At 62.5% G+C, this 17,713-nt stretch carries 14 protein-coding genes, 2 tRNA genes and 2 pseudogenes; 6 read left to right on the top strand and 12 right to left on the bottom strand.

Going from position 1 to position 17,713, the window contains the following annotated elements:
• Positions 1–123, top strand: a pseudogene (gene nadE, locus ACQKPE_RS22610) (ammonia-dependent NAD(+) synthetase); the annotation flags it as partial.
• 110 nt (positions 124–233) lie between these two features.
• Here the strand turns inward: nadE and azu are convergent.
• On the bottom strand, positions 234–683 hold the full coding sequence (gene azu / locus ACQKPE_RS22605) for an azurin (RefSeq protein ID WP_427668928.1): 450 nt from the start codon (positions 681–683) through the stop codon (positions 234–236).
• 368 nt (positions 684–1,051) lie between these two features.
• Here azu and ACQKPE_RS22600 point away from each other — a divergent pair, with 368 nt between their 5' ends.
• Positions 1,052–1,639 carry a TIGR00730 family Rossman fold protein gene (locus ACQKPE_RS22600; protein WP_427668927.1) on the top strand — a complete coding sequence of 196 codons (588 nt, stop codon included), beginning with the start codon at positions 1,052–1,054 and terminating at the stop codon, positions 1,637–1,639.
• Between the two features lie 44 nt (positions 1,640–1,683).
• On the opposite strand, the gene ACQKPE_RS22595 is transcribed toward ACQKPE_RS22600, so the two are convergent.
• From ACQKPE_RS22595 to rnr, 8 genes are all read right to left on the bottom strand, one after another.
• Positions 1,684–3,981 carry a YgiQ family radical SAM protein gene (locus tag ACQKPE_RS22595; protein ID WP_427668926.1) on the bottom strand — a complete coding sequence of 766 codons (2,298 nt, stop codon included), beginning with the start codon at positions 3,979–3,981 and terminating at the stop codon, positions 1,684–1,686.
• A 243-nt stretch (positions 3,982–4,224) separates the two neighbouring features.
• On the bottom strand, positions 4,225–5,622 hold the full coding sequence (gene dnaB / locus ACQKPE_RS22590) for a replicative DNA helicase (RefSeq protein ID WP_427668925.1): 1,398 nt from the start codon (positions 5,620–5,622) through the stop codon (positions 4,225–4,227).
• Between the two features lie 256 nt (positions 5,623–5,878).
• A complete protein-coding gene (gene rplI / locus ACQKPE_RS22585; protein WP_427668924.1) occupies positions 5,879–6,325 on the bottom strand; it encodes a 50S ribosomal protein L9 in 447 nt (148 codons plus the stop codon).
• 20 nt (positions 6,326–6,345) lie between these two features.
• Entirely contained in the window at positions 6,346–7,236 is an 891-nt protein-coding gene (locus tag ACQKPE_RS22580; protein ID WP_427668923.1) for a hypothetical protein, read from the bottom strand.
• A 33-nt stretch (positions 7,237–7,269) separates the two neighbouring features.
• Positions 7,270–7,500: a 30S ribosomal protein S18 gene (rpsR, locus tag ACQKPE_RS22575; RefSeq protein WP_003249563.1), complete on the bottom strand. Its 231-nt coding sequence runs from the start codon at positions 7,498–7,500 to the stop codon at positions 7,270–7,272.
• Between the two features lie 27 nt (positions 7,501–7,527).
• Positions 7,528–7,953, bottom strand: a complete 426-nt coding sequence (gene rpsF / locus ACQKPE_RS22570; RefSeq protein ID WP_275639813.1) for a 30S ribosomal protein S6 — start codon at positions 7,951–7,953, stop codon at positions 7,528–7,530.
• Between the two features lie 260 nt (positions 7,954–8,213).
• Positions 8,214–8,960: a 23S rRNA (guanosine(2251)-2'-O)-methyltransferase RlmB gene (gene rlmB / locus ACQKPE_RS22565; protein ID WP_427668922.1), complete on the bottom strand. Its 747-nt coding sequence runs from the start codon at positions 8,958–8,960 to the stop codon at positions 8,214–8,216.
• Complete coding sequence (gene rnr / locus ACQKPE_RS22560) at positions 8,957–11,533, bottom strand: ribonuclease R (protein WP_427668921.1); 2,577 nt, start codon at positions 11,531–11,533, stop codon at positions 8,957–8,959. The genes rlmB and rnr overlap by 4 nt, the downstream gene beginning before the upstream one ends.
• 272 nt (positions 11,534–11,805) lie before the next feature.
• Between rnr and ACQKPE_RS22555 the strand changes: the two genes are divergently transcribed.
• The 4 genes from ACQKPE_RS22555 to ACQKPE_RS22540 all read left to right on the top strand — a co-directional run bounded on the left by ACQKPE_RS22555 (position 11,806) and on the right by ACQKPE_RS22540 (position 14,823).
• Positions 11,806–11,892, top strand: a tRNA-Leu gene (locus ACQKPE_RS22555).
• 74 nt (positions 11,893–11,966) lie between these two features.
• A tRNA-Leu gene (locus ACQKPE_RS22550) sits at positions 11,967–12,053 on the top strand.
• A 191-nt stretch (positions 12,054–12,244) separates the two neighbouring features.
• Complete coding sequence (locus tag ACQKPE_RS22545; protein WP_427668920.1) at positions 12,245–13,258, top strand: extracellular solute-binding protein; 1,014 nt, start codon at positions 12,245–12,247, stop codon at positions 13,256–13,258.
• A complete protein-coding gene (locus tag ACQKPE_RS22540; RefSeq protein WP_427668919.1) occupies positions 13,258–14,823 on the top strand; it encodes an ABC transporter permease in 1,566 nt (521 codons plus the stop codon). The genes ACQKPE_RS22545 and ACQKPE_RS22540 overlap by 1 nt, the downstream gene beginning before the upstream one ends.
• A gap of 29 nt (positions 14,824–14,852) precedes the next feature.
• Here the strand turns inward: ACQKPE_RS22540 and ACQKPE_RS22535 are convergent, their stop codons facing one another.
• The 3 genes and pseudogenes from ACQKPE_RS22535 to ACQKPE_RS22525 all read right to left on the bottom strand — a co-directional run.
• Positions 14,853–15,557 (bottom strand): methyl-accepting chemotaxis protein, encoded by a 705-nt coding sequence (locus tag ACQKPE_RS22535; protein ID WP_427668929.1) that lies wholly within the window; start codon positions 15,555–15,557, stop codon positions 14,853–14,855.
• Positions 15,558–15,758: 201 nt separating this feature from the next.
• Positions 15,759–15,971 (bottom strand): annotated as a pseudogene (locus ACQKPE_RS22530) (methyl-accepting chemotaxis protein); the annotation flags it as partial.
• A 996-nt stretch (positions 15,972–16,967) separates the two neighbouring features.
• A partial coding sequence (locus ACQKPE_RS22525) for an adenylosuccinate synthetase (protein ID WP_427668918.1) occupies positions 16,968–17,713 on the bottom strand: 746 nt, incomplete at its 5' end.

Raw genomic sequence — 17,713 nt, 5'->3', positions numbered from 1 at the left:
GTGACCTACCAGCAGATCGACGCGTTCCTGCATGGCGAGGCGCTGGATCAGGAGGCGTTCGACATCATCGTCAACACCTACCGCAAGACCCAGCACAAGCGCGAACTGCCATTCGCGCCGTGATGGCGCATTAAAAACACCTGTGGGAGCGGGTTTACCCGCGAATGCGGCGGTGATGTCACCAAAGCATTCGCGGGCAAACCCGCTCCCACAGTGTTTGGGTCAGGCTTTTCTTACTTGACGACGACCTTGCCTTTCATCATCGCGATATGGCCTGGGAAGGTGCAGAAGAAGCTGTAGTCGCCACCGGCTTCCAGCTTGGAGGTGTCGAACTTCACCTCGGTCTCTTTCTCCGGCGCGCCGATCATCGCGGTGTGGGCGATGATGTTGGCGTTGTCTTCCTTCAGGTAGCCCTTGTCGATGCCCTGGCTCATGCCCTCGGTGGCAATGGCCTGCATGTCGGCGGTCTTGCTGATCACCAGGTTATGGCCCATGACGTTCTTCGGCAGGTTGCCGGAGTGGGTCAGCTTGACGGTGAACTCCTTGCAGCTCTTGTCGACGGTGAATTCCTTGGTGTTGAAGGACATCTGGTCGGTCGAGTCGACTGTCACCGAGCACTCGGCGGCGAAGACAGAGGCGCTGGCCAGGGTCAGGAGGGATACCGCTACGGCTTTCGCAAACATCGTGAATCTCCTTGGAAGGGTTGATCAATTGCGAGACTGCCTGAAGCCGCCGGCGCCCTCGCTGACATGGGTCAAGGGGCGGCCAGTGGCCAGCCAGTAGATTTGTTCAATGGATTGTATACAACCAATCTAAGTGCACATCATGCCTGCTTGATAGACGATGGGACAACCTCTAACTCTAGGAGCAAATGCCATGTCCCTCGCAAATTTCATGCGCAGTTTTTTGGCTGCCTACGCGTGCGGTGCCACCGGCACTACCGTTCACGAATTTTCCCGCCCTGAGTGAACCCCCTTGGAAGCGACAGGCTTGCGTCTTACCCTGTGTGCCCCTTGCCCGTGCAAGGGTTGAAAAGCACTGGAGAGAAGCAATGCCTGTACGTTCCGTCTGTGTCTTCTGCGGCGCTAGCATCGGCGCCAACCCTGCCTATCGTGAAGCGGCCATTGCGCTTGGCCAGGCCATTGCCCAACGCGGCCTGACGCTGGTCTGTGGCGGTGGTGCGGTCGGGCTGATGGGCACGGTGGCCGATGCCGCCCTGCAAGCCGGTGGCGAAGTGGTCGGCATCATCCCGCAGAGCCTGATGGACGCCGAAATCGGCCACAAGGGCCTGAGCCGCCTGGAAGTGGTGGACGGCATGCACGCGCGCAAGGCCCGCATGGCCGAGCTCAGCGATGCCTTCATCGCCCTGCCGGGTGGGCTGGGTACGCTGGAAGATTTGTTCGAGGTGTGGACCTGGGGCCAACTGGGCTATCACGCCAAGCCGCTGGGGTTGCTGGACGTCAACGGCTTCTATGAAAAGCTTGGCGGGTTCCTCGACCATATCGTCGAGGAAGGTTTCGTAAGGCCGCAGCACCGGGCGATGCTGTTGCTGGGGCAGCAGCCCGACGAGCTGCTGGATGGGATGGATAACTTCGTCTCGCCGGTGTTGCCCAAGTGGGTCGACAAGAAACCTGACTGACCTGACGGTTGCCGGGGCTGCCTTGCAGCCCCACGATCACAGTTTTAGCGCGGAATCACCGGCTGGCGCGGCTTCTTGCCCTTGCCACCCTTGGCTGCTTCCTTGCGCTCCTTGGCCGCCTGCTGGTTGCGGGCGAACGCATCGGCCTTGGCTTTCTCACGCTTGTCCCACGGTTTGCTGCCATCGCTGGCACGCGGTGGCAGGCCGGTGTGCTGGGTAAGGATCTTCTGTTCCTTGCCCACCTTGTGGCTGCCACTGGGCGTCGAGTTCTTGCGTCGCGCGCTCTGGTAGCTGTCGGTCTGCGGCTGGTGCGCCGGGATCAGCTGGTGTTTGCCAGGCCCGATCAGGTCGGCACGGCCCATGCGCTCCAGCGCCTCGCGCAGCATCGGCCAGCCCTTCGGGTCGTGGTAGCGCAGGAACGCCTTGTGCAGCCGGCGTTGCTCGTCGCTCTTGACGATCTCCACGCCTTCGCTCTTGTAGGTGACCTTGCGCAGCGGGTTCTTGCCCGAGTGGTACATAGCCGTGGCCGAGGCCATGGGCGACGGGTAGAACGCCTGCACCTGGTCGGCACGGAAGCCATTGCCCTTGAGCCACAGCGCCAGGTTCATCATGTCTTCGTCGGTAGTGCCCGGGTGCGCGGCGATGAAGTACGGGATCAGGTACTGCTCCTTGCCCGCCTCCTTCGAGTACTTCTCGAACATGCGCTTGAAGCGGTCGTAGCTGCCGATGCCCGGCTTCATCATCTTGTCCAGCGGGCCACGCTCGGTGTGCTCCGGGGCAATCTTCAGGTAACCGCCCACGTGGTGGGTGACCAGCTCCTTGACGTACTCGGGCGACTCCACGGCCAGGTCGTAGCGCAGGCCCGAGGCGATCAGGATCTTCTTCACCCCTGGCAGTGCACGCGCCTTGCGGTACAGCTCGATCAGCGAGCTGTGGTCGGTGTTGAGGTTCTCGCAAATGCCCGGGAACACGCACGACGGCTTGCGGCAGTGCTTCTCGATGTCCTGGCTCTTGCAGGCGATGCGGTACATGTTGGCGGTGGGGCCGCCGAGGTCGGAGACCACGCCGGTGAAGCCCGGCACCTTGTCACGCATCTCCTCGATCTCGCGGATGATCGAGTCGTGGGAACGGTTCTGGATGATCCGCCCTTCGTGCTCGGTAATCGAGCAGAAGGTGCAGCCACCGAAGCAGCCACGCATGATGTTCACCGAGAAGCGAATCATCTCGTAGGCCGGGATGCGCTCCTTGCCATAGGCCGGGTGCGGCACACGCGCATAGGGCATGCCGAACACGTAGTCCATTTCCTCGGTGGTCATGGGAATGGGCGGCGGGTTGAACCACACATCCACTTCGCCATGTTTCTGCACCAGGGCACGGGCGTTGCCGGGGTTGGTTTCCAGGTGCAGCACGCGGTTGGCGTGGGCGTACAGCACTGGGTCGTTGCGCACCTTCTCGAACGACGGCAGGCGGATCACCGACTTCTCGCGGGTCATGCGCGGGCTGTCGAGAATCTGCACCACCTTGGCTTCGTTCGGGTCTTCCACCTCGCCCTTGGCCTGCTCGATGGCGCAGGCCTGGGTGTCCTGGGTGTTGACATAGGGGTTGATGATCTTGTCGACGCGGCCTGGGCGGTCGATGCGTGTGGAGTCGATCTCGTACCAGCCTTCCGGGGTATCACGACGGATGAACGCCGTGCCGCGCACGTCGCTGATGCTCTCGATCGACTCGCCATTGGACAGGCGCTGGGCCACCTCGACCACCGCGCGCTCGGCGTTGCCGAACAGCAGGATGTCGGCGCAGGCATCGATCAGGATCGAATGGCGGACCTTGTCCTGCCAGTAGTCGTAGTGCGCGATGCGGCGCAGCGATGCCTCGATGCCGCCCAGCACGATCGGCACGTGCTTGTAGGCTTCCTTGCAGCGCTGGCTGTACACCAGGCTGGCACGGTCAGGTCGGCTGCCGGCCAGGCCGCCGGGGGTGTAGGCGTCGTCGGAACGGATTTTCTTGTCCGCGGTGTAGCGGTTGATCATCGAGTCCATGTTGCCGGCCGCGACCCCGAAGAACAGGTTCGGCTCGCCGAGCTTCATGAAGTCGTCCTTCGACTGCCAGTTCGGCTGGGCGATGATGCCTACGCGAAAGCCCTGGGCTTCCAGCAGGCGGCCAATGATGGCCATGCCGAACGACGGGTGATCGACGTAGGCGTCGCCGGTCACGATGATGATGTCGCAGGAATCCCAGCCGAGCTGATCCATCTCTTCCCGGCTCATCGGCAGGAATGGCGCTGGCCCGAAGCATTCGGCCCAGTACTTGGGATAGTCGTAGAGTGGTTTGGCTGCGTGCATGTCAGTGACCGGTTCTGGTGTGCAGGGAAATCGCGGGCGCGGAATATAGCACAAATTTTGACCAAATCCGACGGCAGAGGTCGGATTCTTCAACGCTTCGGCGAACCCTGTGCGGTTCTGCCTTGAGGTTTGCATTGCACCTGTATAAGCGGGCTTGCCCGCGAACCGGGGCAAAGCCCCGGCCATACACCGTAGCGCCTGCTTCGCGGGCAAGCCCGCTCCTACAGGAGTTATGGTGGCTCGCTATTCGTCGTCGTCGAAGTTGTACATCCCAGGCGCCAAGTTCTCGAAGCGGGTGTACTTGCCGATGAACGCCAAGCGCACGAAGCCGATAGGGCCGTTACGCTGTTTACCGATGATGATCTCGGCCACGCCCTTGTGCTCGGTCTCGGGGTGATACACCTCGTCGCGGTAGACGAACATGATCACGTCGGCGTCCTGCTCGATTGCACCGGATTCACGCAAGTCGGAGTTGACCGGGCGCTTGTTCGGGCGCTGCTCCAGGGAGCGGTTGAGCTGCGACAGGGCGATGACCGGGCAGTTGAATTCCTTGGCCAGGGCCTTGAGCGAGCGGGAGATCTCGGAAATTTCGTTGGTACGGTTGTCGCCCGCAGAACCCGGGATCTGCATCAACTGGAGGTAGTCGACCATGATCAGGCCGATCTCGCCGTGCTCACGCGCCAAGCGGCGAGTACGCGCGCGCATCTCCGAGGGGCTGATGCCGGCGGTATCGTCGATGAACAGCTTGCGGTCGTTGAGCAGGTTCACCGCCGAGGTCAGGCGCGGCCAGTCATCGTCGTCCAGCTGGCCGGAACGCACCTTGGTCTGGTCGATACGCCCCAGCGACGAGAGCATACGCATTACCAGCGATTCACCGGGCATCTCGAGGGAGAACACCAGTACCACCTTGTCGCTGCGCAACACGGCGTTTTCAACCAGGTTCATGGCAAACGTGGTCTTGCCCATCGACGGACGCCCCGCGACGATGACCAGGTCGGCGGCCTGCAAGCCGCTGGTCTTTTCGTCCAGGTCGGTGAAGCCGGTGGAAACGCCGGTGATGTCACTGTCGGAGTTGAACAGCGTGTCGATGCGGTCGATGGCCAGGGTCAGCAGGTCGTTCACGCCTACCGGGCCACCGGTCTTGGGGCGCGCTTCGGCGATCTGGAAGATCTGCCGTTCGGCGTCGTCGAGGATTTCCTCGGCATTGCGGCCCTGGGGGTTGAAGGCGTTGTCGGCGATGTCGGTACTGATGCTGATCAACTGGCGCAGCGTCGCACGCTCGCGAATGATCGCCGCATAGGCCTTGATGTTCGCCACCGATGGCGTGTTCTTGGCCAGTTCAGCCAGGTACGCCAGGCCGCCGATCTGAGTCGACAGGCCTTCTTTCTCCAACTGCTCGTGCAGGGTGACCACGTCGAACGGCTGGTTCAGGTCGGCCAGCTTGTGGATGGCACGGAAGATCAGGCGGTGGTCATGCCGGTAGAAATCGCCATCCGACACCTGGTCCAGCACCCGCTCCCAAGCACCGTTTTCCAGCAGCAGGCCACCGAGCACGGCCTGTTCGGCCTCGATGGAATGCGGCGGCACCTTCAGCGCAGCGGTTTGCAGGTCGAGCTGTTCGGGATGGGTGATCTCGTTCATGGCCACGAATGAATTCTGGGGGGATGAAAAAACAAAGGGCACGGCCTGCGCGAGGCAGGGCCGTGCCCGATGTTACCAGCTGGCCCGCCAGGCTTTGCACGAAAAGTGCCTGCGCGACGATCCTGCTGCGTTGAAAACAGGCTCGGAATGCTCATTGACAACCAGTCAACTCCGCTTCCTCGCCTGTTTTCGCCTTGCAGGATCGCCGCTCGGCGACTTTTCGTACAAACCCTAGGAGCCAACCGATGGCTACAGCTTAGGCTGCAACGACGACCACACGTACGGTGGCTTCGACGTCGCTGTGCAGGTGCACGGCTACGTCGTATTCGCCAACCTGACGGATGGTGCCGTTCGGCAGACGAACTTCAGCCTTGGCCACTTCAACGCCGGAGGCGGTCAGGGCGTCAGCGATGTCGTGGGTGCCGATCGAACCGAACAGCTTGCCTTCATCGCCAGCGGTGGCGGTGATGGTGACTTCCAGCTCAGCCAGTTGAGCAGCGCGGCTTTCAGCCGACGACTTCTTCTCGGCAGCAGCTTTTTCCAGCTCGGCACGACGCTCTTCGAACGCAGCCAGGTTGGCGGCGTTGGCAACGGTGGCCTTGCCGAATGGCAGCAGGAAGTTACGGCCGTAACCGGCTTTAACTTTAACTTTGTCGCCCAGGTTGCCCAGGTTGGCGACTTTTTCCAGCAGGATCAGTTCCATTTGGTAAAACCTCTTAACTTTTAACCTTCACCGTTCGCGGAGTCGTCACCCTTGGGCGACTTGCGACCGCGAAAATCAATCAGGCTGTCGACAACGGCCAAAACCACGAGTAACGGATACGTCAGCTGCATGAACAGCACCAGCGTCACGTACAACCCCACCAGCCAGAACTTGGCCAGGCGTTTCTGCGCCACCAGCCCATGCATCAGGGCAATGCCCGCGAACATGAGTGGCACGCTGCACAGCGGCGTGAGCAGTGCCAAGCCGGAACCGAAGTTCGGGCCAAACAGCATGCACGCCAGCAACAGCAGCGCTGGCATCAGAGGAATCCGCACCGCCTGAAACTCGCGGCCGAAACCTCCCGGGTTGTACAACTTGGCCTGCCAGTAGCGCCCCAACATCAGGGCCAACACACTGACAGCTTGCAACAAGGCCGCGATCAGGCCGTTGAGCACCGGTACGATGAGCCCCGCCAAGTGTCCCTGTTCCTCTACCGACAACTGCTGGTAGAGGCCGCCGAGCATCTGCGGCAGGGCTTTTTCAAGCGCTCGCGCCAGAGCTTCGATCGGTTCCTGGAACACTGAACCAAGGATGACACCGTACAACAGGCCCAGGGCGATGCTGGACAACAGCACCCGGTTCCAGGAATGCCCGGCGCGCAACAGCGCAGCCAGCCCCAGCGTACCCAGCAACACCATCAAGGTGCGCGGCTCGCCGAAAACCCACCAAGCCACCGCGGGCAAGATGCCCCAGACGATGACCGAGCGTGCGTCCTTGAAACCATGCCGCAGGAACACCAGGCTCGCAGCGGCAGCACTCAACCAGAACAACAGCGGCAATGCCGCACAACCGGCCACCACTACAGTGGCCTGCACGCGACCGCGCATGATGAAATCAGCCAACGCTCGCATGCCTATCCCTTACTTCTTGTCGACGACCCGGTCTCAGCGGCCGTGGCTGTCGGTGTAGGGCAGCAGGGCCAGGAAGCGGGCGCGCTTGATAGCGGTGGCCAGCTGACGCTGATAACGAGCCTTGGTACCAGTGATACGGCTCGGAACGATCTTGCCGGTTTCGGATACGTAAGCTTTCAGGGTGTTGAGATCTTTGAAGTCGATCTCTTTCACGTCTTCAGCAGTGAAGCGGCAGAATTTACGACGACGGAAGAAACGTGCCATGTAATAGGCTCCTTAAAGGTCCGTGGATTACTCGTCAGCGTTATCGCTGTTGTCGCTGTCATTGCTGTCGTCGCCATCGGCGGAGTCAGCATGCTCAGGACGCTCGCGACGCTCACGGCGCTCACTGCGGTTCTCTTCGGCCTTCAGCATCTCGGACTGGCCAGTGACGGCCTCGTCGCGACGGATGACCAGGTTACGGATTACGGCATCGTTGTAGCGGAAGTTGTCTTCCAGCTCGGCCAGGGCTTTGCCCGAGCACTCAACGTTCAGCATCACGTAGTGAGCCTTGTGAACGTTGTTGATGGCGTAGGCCAGTTGACGACGGCCCCAGTCTTCCAGGCGGTGGATCTTGCCACCATCTTCTTCGATCAGCTTGGTGTAACGCTCGACCATGCCGCCGACTTGCTCGCTCTGATCCGGGTGGACCAGGAAGATGATTTCGTAATGACGCATGAATGCTCCTTACGGGTTAGTAGTCTGCCAGCGAATCTGGTCAGACAAGGAGTGAATGACACTGTGTGTCTTGCTTTGAGGGAAGGCACATGCGCACCTGCCCGCTCGGCAAGGGGCGCAATTGTAGAGAAGGCCGGGCACACAAGCAAGGCGATTGGCGATTATTTGAACAGCCGGAAACATATTCCAGACACGTGTGAAAACGGCGGCGTCCTTTTCGCCGGTGAACCTACGAAAAGGACGACGCCGCTATAAGAAAATCAGCGCTTGGCCTGACGCTGACGTACCGCCTCGAACAGGCAAACCCCGGTGGCCACCGACACGTTCAGGCTGCTGACACTACCCGCCATCGGCAGCTTCACCAGGAAGTCGCAATGCTCGCGAGTCAAGCGGCGCATGCCCTTGCCTTCGGCGCCCATGATCATCACCAGCGGGCCGGTGAGGTCCTGCTGGTAGATTTCCTGCTCGGCTTCGCCAGCAGTACCAACCACCCACAACCCGCGCTGCTGGAGCTTTTCCAGGGTCCGCGAGAGATTGGTCACGGCCACCAGCGGAATCACTTCAGCAGCGCCACAGGCGACCTTGCGCACCACACCGGTGAGAGTGGCCGACTTGTCCTTGGGAATCACCACTGCCGTAGCCCCGGCAGCATCGGCGGTGCGCAGGCAGGCGCCAAGGTTGTGCGGGTCGGTGACGCCATCGAGTACCAGGATCAGCGGCGGCGTCTCGGTGCGTTCGAGCAACTCCTCGAGCATCGCCTCGCCCCACACCTGGCTCGGGCTGACTTCAGCCACAACGCCCTGGTGCACGCCTTCGACCCAGGCGTCCAGCTCACGGCGCTCGGCCTGGCCGACCGGTACGCGGTACTCCGCGGCCAGCGCCAGCAAGGCCTGGAGGCGCGGCTCGCTGCGCCCTTCCGACAGCCAGATCTGCTTGACCCGTTTGGGATGGTGCTGCAGCAACGCCTGCACCGCATGCACGCCGTAGATTTTTTCCAACTGACTCATGACTTGTTCTTGCCCTTACGTGGCGCACCCGACCTCGACGGCCCCTTGCGATGCTTGGTCGGCTTGCCGGAGGACGATTTCGCGCCCTTGTCCGACTTGCCGCTGGCATTGCTGTGGCGCGCATCGCTCATCAGCGCCTTCTTCATTTCGCGGCTCTTGCGCACCTCGGCGTTGCGTTGCACGGCGTCCTTGGGGAAATAGGCGTCGGCGGCTTCGCTTTTGCAGCTGCGCGGCTTGGGCGTGGCGCGCGCGGTTTCCGGGGCGGGCCCCGCAGCGGCGTCAGGTTTCGAAGCGCCCTGCTGCTTGCGGCCCACCGGGGCCTTGATCGCGGCCTCGGAAAGCTCGAAGTCGATCTTGCGCTGCTCGAGATCGACGCGCATGACCTTGACTTCGATCGAGTCGCCCAGGCGGAAGCTGCGACCGGTGCGCTCGCCCGCAAGGCGATGGTGCACAGGGTCGAAGTGGTAGTAGTCGCCGGGCAGCGCACTGACGTGCACCAGGCCTTCCACGTAGATGTCGGTCAGTTCGATGAACAGGCCGAAACCGGTCACCGCGGTGATCACGCCTGGGAAGGTCTCGCCCACGCGGTCACGCATGTATTCGCACTTGAGCCAGTTGACCACGTCGCGGGTGGCTTCGTCGGCGCGCCGCTCGGTCATCGAGCACTGCTCGCCCATCTGCTCGAGGGTGTTCTCGTCGTAGGGGTAGATACGCGCCTTGGGAATGCTCATGGCGCCGGCACGCTTGACGTGCGGGGTTTCCACCTTGGAGCGGATGACGCTGCGAATGGCGCGGTGCACCAGCAGGTCCGGGTAGCGGCGAATCGGCGAGGTGAAGTGGGTGTAGGCCTCGTAGTTCAGGCCGAAGTGGCCGTTGTTCTCGACGCTGTACACCGCCTGGCTCAGCGAGCGCAGCATGACGGTCTGGATCAGGTGGAAATCCGGGCGCCCGGCGATGCTCGCCAGCAGTGCCTGGTAGTCCTTCGGCGATGGGTCCTTGCCCTTGTGCAGGCTCAAGCCCAGCTCGCCCAGGAAGGCGCGCAGCTTTTCCAGGCGCTCTGGCGGCGGGCCATCGTGCACGCGGTACAGCGCCGGCACGTTGTGCTTTTGCAGGAACTCGGCGGTGGCGACGTTGGCCGCCAGCATGCATTCCTCGATCAGCTTGTGGGCGTCGTTGCGCACGGTCGGACGAATTTCGTCGATCTTGCGGTCTTCACCGAAGATGATGCGGGTTTCCTGGGTTTCGAAGTCGATCGCGCCGCGAGTGTGGCGGGCGTCGACCAGCACCTTGTACAGGGCATAGAGGTGCTTGAGGTCCGGCAGCACCGCGCTGTACTCCTCGCGCAGGGCCTTGCCTTCGCGGGTGCGGCCATGCTCGAGCATGTTGCTGACCTTGTTGTAGGTCAGGCGCGCGTGGGAGTGGATGACTCCTTCATAGAACTGGTAGTCGACCATCTGGCCAGACTTGTTGATGGTCATTTCGCAGACCATCGCCAAACGGTCGACGTGCGGGTTCAGCGAGCACAGGCCGTTGGACAGCTCTTCCGGCAGCATCGGTACCACGCGCTCGGGGAAGTACACCGAGTTGCCGCGTTGCTGGGCCTCAACGTCCAGGGCCGAACCCAGGCGCACGTAGCTGGAGACGTCAGCGATCGCCACGTACAGGCGCCAGCCGCCGGAGAACACCCGCAGCTTGCCCAAAGGCTCGCAATAGACGGCATCGTCGAAGTCGCGGGCGTCTTCACCGTCGATGGTGACGAAGTTCAGGTGGCGCAGGTCGATGCGCTTTTCCTTGTCCTTCTCTTCCACCTCGGAGCGGAACTTGCGCGCTTCCTTGATCACATCCTGAGGCCAGACGTGTGGAATGTCGTAGCTGCGCAGGGCAACGTCGATTTCCATGCCGGGGGCCATGTAGTTGCCGATCACTTCGACCACATCACCCTGGGGCTGGAAGCGCGGGGTGGGCCAATGGGTGATCTTGATCTCGACGAACTGGCCAATCTTCGCACCGCCGTTACGCCCGGCGGTCACCAGCACTTCCTGCTGGATCTTCGGGTTGTCTGGGGTTACGTAGCCGATGTCGCCTTCTTCGAAGTAACGACCTACCACGCTTTCGTGGGCGCGGGAGATGATCTCCACCAGCGCACCTTCGCGACGACCGCGGCGGTCGACACCCGACACACGCGCCAAGGCGCGGTCACCGTCGAATACCAGGCGCATTTGCGCGGGGCTGAGGAACAGGTCTTCGCTGCCATCATCGGGAATGAGGAAGCCGAAACCGTCGCGATGGCCCGAGACCCGCCCGCAGATCAGGTCCAGCTTGTCTACCGGGGCATAGGTGCCGCGCCGGGTATAGATCAGCTGGCCGTCACGCTCCATGGCACGCAGGCGGCGGCGCAGGGCTTCGATCTGGTCTTCCTCGAAGAGGTTGAACTCCGCGGCCAGCTCCTCGCGCGCAGCCGGCTCGCCGCGGTCGGCAAGGCGCTGCAGGATCAGCTCGCGGCTGGGAATGGGGTTCTCGTATTTTTCCGCTTCGCGGGCGGCCTCGGGATCGAGGGATTGCCAATCGGCCATCAGGAGGGGTTCACCTTGGTGTATATAGAGAAGAAGTTTGGCATAGGCGTATTGAAACCGGAAATTTCAGCCTTGGACAGCCCCGTAGGAGGCTGGCGGTGCGCAAGAAGGCTCACGGAATCAACAAGTTGAATTTTTTGAGATTTTTTTCGATTCGGGGCTTTACAGCCCCCCAGGGGCATCCGTATAGTGCGCACCACGACGACGGACACCCCCGACGTTGTAGTTGAGATGAACGATGTTGTAAAGCATCATGTGGTCTCGACAAGTGTGCCCAGGTGGCGGAATTGGTAGACGCGCTGGTTTCAGGTATCAGTGACTTAACGGTCGTGGAAGTTCGAGTCTTCTCCTGGGCACCAAAAATTTCGAGTGATAGATAGCAGAGTCATCTGTCATTCAGCAACACGATTCATGCTGTAGATGTAAAAGCTTTGCCCAGGTGGCGGAATTGGTAGACGCGCTGGTTTCAGGTATCAGTGACTTAACGGTCGTGGAAGTTCGAGTCTTCTCCTGGGCACCATATAAAAACCCACTAGCTTGCTAGTGGGTTTTTTCTTGCCCGCGATTTTTCATTGCCCCTCTCCCCTCTCGCTTCGACGACACGCCTACGTCGATAGTCTGCTACTGAAATTTCCTTCATGCGGCCACATGAGAAACGATTTCGTTTACCATTGTTACTAAATATGTAGCCGTAAGCGAGGAAGTACCCGCATGACGATCCGCCCGAAACCGCTGATGCGTACCCTGGCCGCCGCCATCCTTGGCCTGGTGATCGGTGCACCGGCCGCCCTGGCAGACGAACCGGTCGCGCTGACCCTGTACAACGGCCAGCACAAGGAAATTGGCGACGCTATCGCCAAGGCCTACGAGGCCAAGACCGGCATCCATATCAATATCCGCAAAGGCAGCAGCAACCAGCTGGCCAGCCAGATCATCGAGGAAGGCGCGCGCTCGCCGGCCGACCTGATCTACACCGAAGAGTCCCCGCCGCTGAACAACCTGGGCGAGCTGGGCCTGCTGGCGAAGATCGACGACGCCACCGCGAACATGGTGCCCAAGGAGTACGTGGGCGCCAACGGCACCTGGATGGGCATCACCGCTCGCACGCGCATCGTGGTGTTCAACCCCAAGAAGATCGACGAGAAAGACCTGCCGACCACGGTCATGGACTTCGCCAACCCCGAGTGGGATGGGCGCGTCGGCTACGTACCCACCAGCGGCGCGTTCCAGGAACAGGCCGTGGCCATCCTGAAGATGCACGGGCGCGAAGCCACCGAGGAATGGCTGACCGGCCTGAAAGCCTTCGGCAAGACCTACACCAACAACATGGTTGCCCTCAAGGCCGTGGAAAAAGGCGAAGTGGCTGCCGTGCTGGTGAACAACTACTACTGGTATGCGCTCGAGCGCGAGCGCGGCAAGCTGGACTCCAAGCTTTATTACCTGGCTGATGGCGATGCCGGCAACCTGGTCACCATTTCCGGCGCTGCCGTGGTCAAGGCCAGCAAGCATCCGAAGGAGGCCCAGGCCCTGCTCAACTGGATGGCCAGCGAGGAAGGCCAGCGCGTGATCACCCAGACCACCGCCGAGTACCCGCTGCACAAGGGCATGGTCTCGGACCGCGGCCTGAAGCCGTTCGAAGACCTGCGCCCACCGAAGATCTCGCCGGCGGACCTTGGCAATGCCGAGGAAGCGATCGAGCTTGAACGCGAGGTCGGCCTGCTCTGATGACCGCCGCCGTACCCCAACCTGCGCAGGTACGTTTCGTGCCGCGCCGCAAACGCCCCTCGGTATGGGTGGTGCTGCCCGTGCTGTTTCTGGTAGCGATGAGCCTGCTGCCCTTGGCCTACGTGGCCATCAAGGCCTGGCAGGCCGGCTGGCACGAAGCCCTGCGGCTGCTCTGGCGTCCTTTCGTCTGGGGCCTGCTACGCAACACCCTGATGTTGATGGTGGGCGTCACCTTGGTGTGCATGGTGGTCGGCCTGGCGTTGGCCTGGCTGCTCGAGCGTAGCGACTTGCGTGGCCGACGCCTGTGGGGCGTGGTGCTGTGCCTGCCCTTCGCGGTGCCCTCGTTCGTCAGCAGTTTCACCTGGGTGTCGCTGAGCTCGGACTTCGAAGGCCTGGGCGGGGCGATCCTGGTGATGGCGCTGTCCAAGTACCCGCTGGTATTCCTGCCGGTGGCCGCCACCTTGCGCAACCTCGACACCTCCCTGGAGGAGTCCGCACGCACCCTGGGCCATGGCCGCTGGGGCGTGTTCACCAAGGTCACCCTGCCCTTGCTGTGGCCATCGATGCTCGGCGGCGCGCTGTTGATTGCCCTGCATATGCTGGTGGAATTCGGTGCGCTGTCGATCCTCGGCCTGCAAACCTTCACCACGGCGATCTACCAGCAATTCGAGCTGGAGTTCAGCAATGCCAACGCTGCCATGCTCTCGGCCGTGCTGCTGGCGCTGTGCCTGGTGATGCTCTGGCTGGAACTGCGTGTGCGCGGCAAGGCGCGCCATGTGCGCATCGGCCAGGGTGTGGCCCGTCGCGCACAGCCCTTGCGGCTGCGCGGCTGGAGCCTACCGGCGCAGCTGTTCTGCGTGGGCCTCGCGGTGCTGGGGAGCGGCATTCCACTGGCCATGCTGGGGTACTGGCTGAGCGTCGGTTCGTCGGCGGCGTTTCCGGTAGCGGACATCAGCAAGGCGCTGCTGACCTCGTTGTCGGTATCCTTGGGTGGCGCAGGCTTCTGTGTGTTGCTGGCCTTGCCCATCAGCTTCCTGGTGGTGCGCTACAAGGGCCGCCTGGCGATCTGGGCCGAGCGACTGCCTTACCTGCTGCATGCGCTGCCGGGGCTGGTGATCGCACTGACGCTGGTGTTCTTCGCCCTGCACTACGTGCCAGCGCTGTACCAGACCACGGCCCTGCTGATCCTGGCCTATGCCCTGCTATTCCTGCCCCTGGCCCAGGCACCGGTGCGCACGGCATTGAACAAGGCCTCGCCGAGTCTCGAGGAAGCTGCGCGCACCTTGGGCGCCAGCAGCTTCTCGGCGTTCTGCCGGGTGACCCTGCCGATCATTTTCCCGGCGCTGGCCGCCGCCTTCGCACTGGTGTTCCTCGATGCCATGAAGGAGCTGACCGCAACCTTGCTGCTCAGCCCGACCGGCATGACCACCCTGGCCACCGAGGTCTGGGCGCACACCGCCAACGTGGAGTTCGCCGCGGCGGCGCCTTATGCAGCGCTGTTGATCGTGGTTTCGGGGTTGCCGGTGTATCTGCTGACTACACGGATGTACCTGAACAAGGCGTAAAAAAAGGGCCGCACTGCGGCCCTTTTGCGTTATGCCCGGAACTGCCCGAGGCTTGCGCGCAATTGCGCGGCCAGGTCGTCCAGCACCTTGCTGCTGGCCGTGGTTTGCATCACCACCTGGGCCGACCGCTCGGCCTGGGCATGGATGTTCTCCACCCGGCCACGTACGGCCTGGGCGCCATGGGCCTGCTGCTCGGCGGCGCGGGTTGCCAGGCCGATCGCCGCGTGCACCTGCTCTACCGCCACCTGCACGGACTGCTGGCGGCGCTCGTTGTCGCGCAGCACCACCAACCCCTCACTGGCCTTGATACCCGCCTGGCTGATGGTTGCCACCGCTTCCTTGGCCCCCTTCTGCAACGCGGCGATATGTTCCTGGATATCGCCCGTCGAGCTCTGGGTCTTGCTGGCCAGCGCCCGCACTTCGTCCGCCACCACGGCGAAACCGCGGCCGGTCTCGCCGGCGCGGGCCGCTTCGATGGCGGCGTTGAGCGCCAGCAGGTTGGTCTGCTCGGCAATGCCATGGATGACCGTCAGCACCACCTCGATCTGCTCGCTCTGCTTGGCCAGGCGCTCGATCACCTGGGAGCCGGTTTCCACCTGCCCAGCCAGGTTCTCGATCAACCCGGCCAGCTGCGTAGTAGCCTGGCTGTTCTCGTCGGTGGCCTGGCGAATATCCACCACCTGCTGCAAGGCAGCCTGCATCGCATGGCTTTCAGCTTGGGCCTCGTCGGCCATGCTGGAGAGGTCACGCAGGCTGGCGGCCACTTCATCGCGCTGCAACGCGGCAGCGGCATCGGCGCCAGCGTTGTGCTGAGCCATGGTGTCGATCTCTACGCCGGTACGCTGGGCCACTTCACCAGCCTCGCGCACGATAGGCTGCAGTTTGTCGACGAAGCGGTTGACCGACGAGGCCATGTCGCCAATCTCGTCGCGGCTGTCGAGGGCAACGCGCTTGGTCAGGTCACCTTCACCAGCAGCCAGGTCATCGAGCGCCGCGATCAGCAGGCGCAACTTACTGACCACTCGACGCCCCAGCACCACGGCGACCACCAGCAGCACACCCAGCCCCACCAGCACCAGACCGACACCGATGCGCCAGCGCAGGTCGCCCGCCGCCTCGCGCACGGTCTGTGCGGTATTGGCCTGCATGGCGGTAGCGCTGTTCTGCGCCGTTTCCAGGCGCGCACGCAAGGCCGCACCGGTATCGGCGGAGGCCGCACCCAGGCTCTCGCCCACCAGTTGATCGCCGCTGGCGATCAAGGTGGCGAAGCGCTCGTCGAGAGCCTTGAGCTCCTGCTCCACCGAAGCGGTGGAGACGCCCATGATCACCTTGCCGATTTCCGCGCCATTGGGGCTGATGGAAGCCTCGACGAAGTACACCGCAGGGTCTTTGCGTGCGGCACTCAGCACTTTGTCCAGCGCACGCTCACCCTCGCCCTTCTCCATCAACGCCTGGTTGATGGGATTTTGACGGTTCAGGTAACGCGTCAAATGCTCGCCTTGGGCATCGTCATAGATCACGAACAGCACGTTGGGGTTGCGCTGGGCGCGTCGGGCGAAATCGGAGAGGGTCGGGACGTCGTTGTCCCAGATCGCCCTGGGCGCCACCGAGGCCAGCAGCTCGGCCATGTCGTTGGCCGAATCCTTGAGGTTTTTCTCCAGCGTCGCGCGCAGCTGCTGCTGTTCGCTTTCCAAACGCGAGGAGAGCCCCGCGCTCAAGCGCTGGCGGGTGCTGGCGGAAAGGCTGTCGAGGCCGGAACGCACGTCCTGACTGGCTTGATCGAGTTCGCCAGCCAGCTTGCGGGTGTCGGCGCCCAGACGCTCGCCCAAGTCCGCTTCGAGCGCGGTGACAGTGCTCCTTGTCAGCGCGACGGCCACCAGCACCTGCACCAAAAGAGCGATACCGAGTGCAACAAAAACAGGCCGCAGGAGGCGGCTTCGTAACAGAGAGAGGATGGCAGACACGTTAAACCCCCGTGTTTCTGGCGCCATTACTTTGATGGCATCTACAGAACATTCTTACAGCAAGGGTTGTGCCTAAAACAAGTGGATACCTGACAAGGTGCAGCAGTGCCCGCACCAGAATGAAAAACGCCGCGCCCCTTTTCGGGAGCGCGGCGTTCGATCAGCCTTTAAAAGCGCAGATCAGGCGAACGGATGACGCAGCACGATGGTCTCGTTGCGGTCCGGGCCGGTAGAGATGATGTCGATCGGGGCGCCGACCAGCTCTTCGATGCGCTTGATGTAGGCACGCGCATTGGCTGGCAGCTCTTCCAGGGCTTTCACGCCCACGGTCGACTCGCTCCAGCCCGGCATCTCTTCGTATACCGGCTCCAGGCCGATGTAGCTGTCGGCATCGGAAGGCGCGTCGATGACAGCGCCGTTCTCGTTCTTGTAGCCCACGCAGATGTTGATGGTTTCCAGGCCGTCCAGCACGTCCAGCTTGGTCAGGCAGATACCCGAGATGCTGTTGACGTCGATGGCGCGACGCAGGATCACGGCGTCGAACCAGCCGCAGCGACGAGCGCGACCGGTGGTGGAGCCGAACTCATGGCCACGCTTGGCCAGGGTGGCGCCGGTTTCGTCGAACAGCTCGGTCGGGAACGGGCCGGAACCTACGCGGGTGGTGTAGGCCTTGGTGATGCCGAGGATGTAGTCGAGGTACATCGGGCCAACGCCGGAACCGGTGGAGATACCGCCGGCAGTGGTGTTGGAGCTGGTGACGTACGGGTAGGTGCCGTGGTCGATGTCCAGCAGCGAGCCCTGGGCGCCTTCGAACATGATGTCCTTGCCGGCGCGGCGCAGGTTGTGCAGCTCGGCGGTGACGTCGAGCATCATCGCCTGTTCTTGAGCGTTTTCGGGGCTGTAAGCCATGGCTGGCAAGGGTTTGG

The organism is Pseudomonas sp. NPDC089554 (assembly GCF_050280645.1).
Lineage (GTDB): Bacteria > Pseudomonadota > Gammaproteobacteria > Pseudomonadales > Pseudomonadaceae > Aquipseudomonas.
Note: the sequence above shows the minus strand (reverse complement) of the source record. Positions and strands in the feature narration are given on the sequence as shown.